This window comes from Nocardioides eburneus (genome assembly GCF_040838215.1).
Classification (GTDB): domain Bacteria; phylum Actinomycetota; class Actinomycetes; order Propionibacteriales; family Nocardioidaceae; genus Nocardioides; species Nocardioides eburneus.
In genome coordinates this window covers 63,248-69,772 of sequence record NZ_JBFPJR010000021.1, presented here as the reverse complement: position 1 = coordinate 69,772, position 6,525 = coordinate 63,248, and the positions used below count along the sequence as shown (strand labels likewise).

At 70.7% G+C, this 6,525-nt stretch carries 4 protein-coding genes; 2 read left to right on the top strand and 2 right to left on the bottom strand.

The features are described 5' to 3' along the window. Positions 1-125 precede the first annotated feature (125 nt). Together AB3X52_RS12845 and AB3X52_RS12840 are read left to right on the top strand one after the other, a co-directional pair. On the top strand, positions 126-2,600 hold the full coding sequence (locus tag AB3X52_RS12845) for a transglycosylase domain-containing protein (RefSeq protein ID WP_367994482.1): 2,475 nt from the start codon (positions 126-128) through the stop codon (positions 2,598-2,600). After that, positions 2,593-4,047, top strand: coding sequence for a glycosyltransferase family 87 protein (locus AB3X52_RS12840; protein WP_367994481.1), 1,455 nt, complete (start codon positions 2,593-2,595; stop codon positions 4,045-4,047). Before AB3X52_RS12845 ends, AB3X52_RS12840 begins: the two co-directional genes overlap by 8 nt. Before the next feature lie 78 nt (positions 4,048-4,125). On the opposite strand, the gene AB3X52_RS12835 is transcribed toward AB3X52_RS12840, so the two are convergent. Continuing rightward, on the bottom strand, positions 4,126-5,160 hold the full coding sequence (locus tag AB3X52_RS12835; protein ID WP_367994480.1) for an alanine racemase: 1,035 nt from the start codon (positions 5,158-5,160) through the stop codon (positions 4,126-4,128). Beyond that, positions 5,160-6,314 carry a lipid II:glycine glycyltransferase FemX gene (locus AB3X52_RS12830; protein ID WP_367994479.1) on the bottom strand — a complete coding sequence of 385 codons (1,155 nt, stop codon included), beginning with the start codon at positions 6,312-6,314 and terminating at the stop codon, positions 5,160-5,162. The genes AB3X52_RS12835 and AB3X52_RS12830 overlap by 1 nt, the downstream gene beginning before the upstream one ends. Positions 6,315-6,525 lie beyond the last annotated feature (211 nt).

Genomic DNA, 6,525 nt, shown 5'->3' with positions numbered 1-6,525 from the left:
GACGAGGTGGGAGACGCCACCGCAGAGGACAGCCTGCTCACCAAACAGGGCGGTCTCGGTCTCCGCGTGTCTCCGCGCGTCCGAGGAATCGGCCTGCCTTGAGGCGGTGCGTACCCTGTTCGCTCGTGAGTGATCAGCCCAGCAACGGCAAGCGCCGTGCGACGAACTCGTCCGGCAACTCCGCCCGGACGAGCCGCACGACCGGCACGACTCGGGCCGGCTCCAAGAGCGGCGCGAAGTCCGGTCCACGTAGGTCCAGCGGCTCCGGCGGTGCTCGCCGTGGCAGCGGAACGAAGGCGCCGGCTGGGAAGCCGCTGTCGAAGAAGCAGCGTGCCTGGCGGATCGGGCGCTGGTTCCTCTCCGCGTTCCTGGCGTTCGTCCTGATCCTGGTCGTCGCGGCCGTCGTCCTCTACAAGACGACGGACATCCCGAGTCCGAACGAGGCCTTCAAGAAGGAGACCACGTTCGTCTACTACGCCGATGGCAAGCACCAGGTCGGCCGGCTCGTCGCCGACAACCAGAACCGGAACTCGCTGAGCTATGACGCGATGCCCGACAACGTCAAGGCGGCGGTCGTCGCGGCCGAGGACCGGACCTTCTGGACCAACAACGGCATCGACCCCAAGGGCATCATCCGCGCGGCGTTCTCCAACGCGCGCGGCAATGCGACCCAGGGTGCGTCGACGATCACCCAGCAGTACGTCAAGATCCTCTACCTCAACCAGGAGCGCTCCTACAAGCGCAAGATCAAGGAAGCGATCCTCTCGCTCAAGATCAAGCGGCAATACAGCAAGGAGCAGATCCTCGAGGGCTACCTCAACACGATCTACTTCGGTCGTGGCGCATACGGCATCCAGGCCGCCTCGCAGGCCTACTTCGGCATCGACGCGAAGGACCTGAACCTCCGCCAGGCCGCCGTCCTGGCCTCGGTCCTCAACAACCCCTACGGCCTCGACCCGGCCAACGGAGCGGACGCCAAGGCCGCGCTCAAGGAGCGCTACGACTACGTCCTCTCGGGCATGGCGAAGGCCGGCGACGTCACCGCCCAGAAGGCGGACTGGGCCGAGAAGCACCTCCCCGCGTTCCCGAAGCCCAAGGCGACGAACACGTACGGCGGCCAGATGGGCCACGCGCTGACCATGGTCAAGAGCGAGCTGCTCAAGCTCGGGTTCACCCCCGATCAGATCGAGGGCGGCGGCCTGCGGGTGAAGACGACGCTGACCCGGCAGGCGATGAACGCCGCCGAGCAGGGGGTCAAGGAGGCCGAGCCCGACGGCTTCAGCGATAAGAAGCTCCACGTCGGCGTCGCCTCCGTCCAGCCCGGCACTGGTGAGCTCAAGGGCTTCTACGGCGGCCAGGACTTCCTCCGCTCACAGCTGAACTGGGCGGCCACCGACGGTGGCATGGTCGGCTCGACGATGAAGCCGTTCACCCTCGCGGCCGGCCTCACGGCGGGCTACTCGCTCAAGGACACCTTCGACGGCAACAGCCCGAAGGAGTTCTCGGGTGTGACGGTCCACAACGAGGGGGAGGCCGCGGGCGACTACGACGGCCATGACTATGGGCGGGTCAGCGCTCTCACCGCGCTCGAGCAGTCCATCAACACCGCCTACGTCGACATGTCGGCGTCGCTTCCCCATGGCGCGAAGGACGTCTACGACATGGCGCGCGCGGCCGGGATCCCGCCGGCGAAGGCGGACAAGGCCTACCCGGGCATGCCCGCCACCTCCAGCGCCGACTTCAGGCCCGACAACTTCCTGCTGACCCTGGGCAACTCCAAGATCAGCCCGATTAACCTCGCCAACGCCTACGCGACGATCGACAACGGGGGCGTGCGCGCCAACGTCCACATCGTGCAGAAGGTCACCGACCGCAACGGCACCGTCCTCTACAAGTACAAGCCGTCGGACAACAGCGAGCGGGTGATGTCCGAGGACGTCGCCGACGACGTCTCCTACGCGCTCCAGCAGACCGTCCAGCACGGCACCGGCCAGGCCGCGCTCGCGCTCGGCCGCCCGGCCGCCGGCAAGACCGGCACGGCCACCAAGGAGAACGCGCAGGGCGGGTCCTACGTCTCGTCGTCCTGGTTCGTCGGCTACACGCCACAGCTGGTGACTGCGGTGATGTACGTCCGCGGTGACGGTGACGACCAGCTCGACGGCTGGCTGCCGTCGTACTTCGGGGCGGACTACCCGGCCCGGACCTGGACCGCGGTGATGGAGCGCGCCCTGGACGGCGCGGACAGCGAGACCTTCCCGCCGCCGGCGTGGGTCGACGGCGAGGCGCCCAGCACGGGTCACGCGCCGATGCCGACCTACACCCCGCCGCCGCCGAAGAAGACGCAGAAGCCGAAGCCGCACAAGACCCACCAGCCGCCGAAGACGCCGCCGACGCCGCACACGTCCTCGGCGCCTCCGGCGCCGCCGACCACCGAGCCGAGCCAGCCCCAGCCCTCCAAGTCGTCCTCGGAGCCGGCTCCGAAGTGTTCGCCGTGGCCAGTCTGCAACGAGGACGGCGGCGGCACCAGTGGTGGCGGCGGTACGGGAACGAACCCGAACGCCGACCAGCCCAAGGCGCGGCTGACGACGACCGGTGACTGACATCCCCGACGACGGCCCCGTCCTCGCGCCGAGCCGCGAGGACGGGGTCGTCACCGCTCTCTCGGAGTCCATCGGGGGGCCGCTGGGCAGGCACGCCTGGGGCCGGCGACGCTGGTTCTCGGCGGCCGCGATCCTGGTCTTCCTCACCTCGCTGACGTTCGCGGTCGGCCTGGTGCAGAAGAAGGCGTGCTACGACGACACCTGGAGCGACGCGGGTGAGCGCTACACCCACCTGTGCTACTCCGACCTGCCCTACCTCTACACGCTGCGCGGATTCGCCGAGCAGGAGTGGCCCTACAGCCAGGACCCGGACGTGCGGGAGCGCTACCCGCAGGTGATGGAGTATCCGGTCGGCATCTCCTACTACGCCTGGGCGGCGTCGTACGTCACCCACTGGATCGTCCACCCCGACGACGACCGGGCGAGCCAGCCGACCGAGAAGCTGTGGGGCCTGCCCGGCATGTCCCACGAGATCCAGGTGTGGGTGGCGGTCAACGTCGTGGGGTTCGCGGGCGCGGCGCTGCTCGCGAGCTGGTTGCTCGCGGGCACGAACCGGCGACGACCCTGGGATGCCGCCGCCTTCGCGCTCTCTCCGGCGCTCGCGCTCACCGGGATCGTCAACTGGGACCTGCTCGCGGTGCTGTGCGTCGCCGGGGCGCTGTGGGCGTGGGCGCGCGGACGGCCGCTGCTCACCGGGGTCTGCCTCGGCCTCGGGACGGCGACGAAGCTCTACCCGCTCTTCCTGCTGGGCGGTGTCCTCGTCGCGTGCGTACGCCGCCGGCGGTGGCGCGAGCTGGCAGCCGTCACGCTGGCGGGCGCGCTCGCCTGGGTGGTGGTCGACCTGCCGGCGTACGTCACCGGACCCCATGAATGGTCGGTGTTCTGGTCGTTCAACGCCGACCGCGGCCCGGACCTGGGGTCGTTGTGGCTGGTGGCGACGCAGGTCTTCGACGTCGGCATCGCCGCGCACACGGTGAACTCGTGGTCGTGGCTGCTCTTCGGGCTGTGGTGTCTCGGGGTGCTCGTCCTCGGCCTGCGCGCGCCGCGGACCCCCCGGCTCGCGCAGCTGGGCTTCCTGATCGTGGCCGGCTTCCTGCTGGTCAACAAGGTCTACTCGCCGCAGTACGTCCTCTGGCTGCTGCCGCTCGCCGTCCTTGCCCGCCCGCGCTGGCGCGACCAGCTCGTCTGGCAGGCGTGCGAGGTCGTCTACTTCTGCGCCGTCTGGTGGTACCTCGGCGGTGAGCTCGCCGCTGGTGCCGGCGGCGACGTGCCGTTCTACTGGCTGGCCGTGCTGATCCGCGTCGCCGGCGAGCTCTATCTGGTGGGCGTCGTCGTCCGCGATGTGCTGTGCCCGTGGCGGGATCCGGTCGCGGTCACCGAGGACGAGGCCGGCCCGGCGCTGCCCGGGCTGTCGCCGTCGCCGCCCGAGCCCAAACTGTCACGGTGATAGTTCGGCGCATAGGTGACAGTTCCGATGTGTCACTTACGCAGCAGACTGTCACGGTGACAGTTTGGCCGGGCCAGGTCAGGCGACCCTGATCTCGTCGAACGTCGTCGTCGTGTAGCGGACGCGGACCTCGAGCTCCTCGCCGACCTCGGGCACGCGCGCGCCATGGGGGAGGAGCAGCATCGAGGACTGCATGTGGGGCGGCTCGGCGAAGAAGAGCTGCCTGCCATCGAGGAGGTACGGCGACCGGGCGAGGCCCAGGGCGTCGAGCCCACCCTTGGCGACCGCCACCGCGCGGCCGCGCAGGCCGGTGTCGCCGGTCGGCGCCTCGAGCCCGAGACCGTGGGCGGTGCCGCCGGACGCGACGACGAGGTGACCATTGCGGAGCGCGGTGCGGCCGCGGTAGCCGTAGCCGTCCCCCCGCTCGACCGGGTGCACGTCTTCGACGGTCGCGGTCACCCGGAGCGCGCCCCGGTCGCCGAGCCACAGGCCGGTGCCGACGCGCGGCCGGAGGGTGAGGTCGGCGTACGACGCCTGCAGCCGCCTCAGCTCGGGCTGCGTCAGGTGGGAGACCCAGACGGTGGTCGCCTCGGCGCCGACGACGTCGTCCATGAGCCGGCTGGCCTCGTCGAGGTTGTGACCTGTCATGGGGAGGTGGATCGTGACGCCCTCGAGGCGGGCGCGGCGGTGAGCGAGCGGCGCGGCCTCCCACAGCTCCTGGGCGGACATGCCGTGGCGACGCATGGAGGTCATCCGCTCGAGGACGACACGGGCGCCCGGTTGGCGGCGGAGGAGCTCGACGAGGTCGACGTACCGGCTGACGGTGTGGATCACCCGGCGTGCGAGGGCGGGCTCCAGGTCGGCGACGTAGGGGCGCCACGGGCTGAGGACGACCAGCGAGCCGTCGAAGCGGTCGGCGACCTCGGGCAGCTCGGCGTACGTGCCGACGGCGAGCGTGTCCACGCCGAGCCAGCCGGCGCGACGGGCGAGCCGGCCGAGGGTCAGGCCATAGCCGTTGCCCTTCGCGACCGGCACCAGGCCGGGGGTGGCGTCGACGACGGAGCGCAGGTGGGTGCGCCAGCGGTCGCCGGCGACGGTGAGGGTGAGGGACATCAGCCGCGCCGCTTCATGTAGAGGTCGAATGCCTTGTAGACCACCGGGTTGAGCGGGAGGTCCCACTCGCCGGCGTACTCCACGGCCTGGCCGCCCGTGCCGACCTTGAACTGGATCAGTCCGACGTGGGAGTCGTCGGAGGAGAGCGTCGGCGTGATGCCGCGCAGGTCGTAGACGGTCGCGCCCGCCTGCAGGGAATGCTGGATCATGGCCCACTGCAGCGCGTTGGAGCCGCGCACCTCGCGCTTCTCGGTGGAGGACGCGCCGTAGGAGTACCACGCATGGGCGCCGACCCGGACCAGGATCGTCGCGGCGACCAGGTCGCCCTCGTGGCGGGCGAGGAAGAGCGTGAACCGCCCGGCGTCCTCGGCCGTCATCGCCGCCATCATCGTGCGGAAGTAGGACAGCGGACGCGGCGTGAAGTGGTCGCGCTCCGCGGTGTGGACGTAGAGCGCGTGGAACGCCGCCAGGTCCTCCTCCGCGGTCGCCGGCGACGACACCGAGACCTCGACGCCCTCCTTGGCGGCCTTCTTGATGTTGCGCCGCCACAGCTGGTTCATGCCCTTGAGGACCTCGTCCTCGGTCCGGGGCGTGCCGTCGTCGTGGACGAGGGGGATCTCGAAGGTGTACTGCGGCTGGCCGGCGCCGAAGCCGTCCTCGGGGCTCTGCAGCCGCCACCCGAGGTCCCGCAGCTGGCTGACCACGCGCGCGCCGGCGGGGTCGCGGTGGCTCGGCGGGAGATCCGAGAGGCGTCGTACGTCGTCGTCGGCGATGCCCTCCTTGACCTGCGCCGCGCTCCAGGTGGCGGTCGGAACCGGGGGACCGATGCGGACGCCGAACGCGCCGTTCCGCTTGAGGTACGCCGCCATCGGCCGCAGCCACGACGCCAGGTCGCCCGTCCAGTCGATGACCGGGCCCTCCGGGAGATAGGCGAGCGTCCACCGCTTCACCTTCGGCACCGGGCGGTGGAGGACCAGCGCGGCACCGACGGGCCGGGCGTCCGGACCGTCGTCCTCGAACCAGCCGAGCGACTCCGAGCGCCACTCGGTCTTCACCCCCGCCCAGGCCGGGGTCTGCAGGAAGCTCACCGACGGGCGACCCGCGAGGAAGGCGAGGTGCTCGTCGGCGGTGATCGGGCGCACGGTCAGACTCACCCGCGGAAGGCTAGTCGTTGCGCATGGCCCGCCACGAAGCGGCGGGCGCGGCGGGGCTGTCAAGGGCGTCGGGTGAGGCAAACCGACGCAAAGCCATACGAGGCAACGCCGCTCCAGGTGGAGCCATACCGAATCCGGGGTGTGAGTCAGCCAACGGGTATGACCCGGCCCGGACGTGTCACCGGTCCCCGAGACCACGGCACCGACGCCG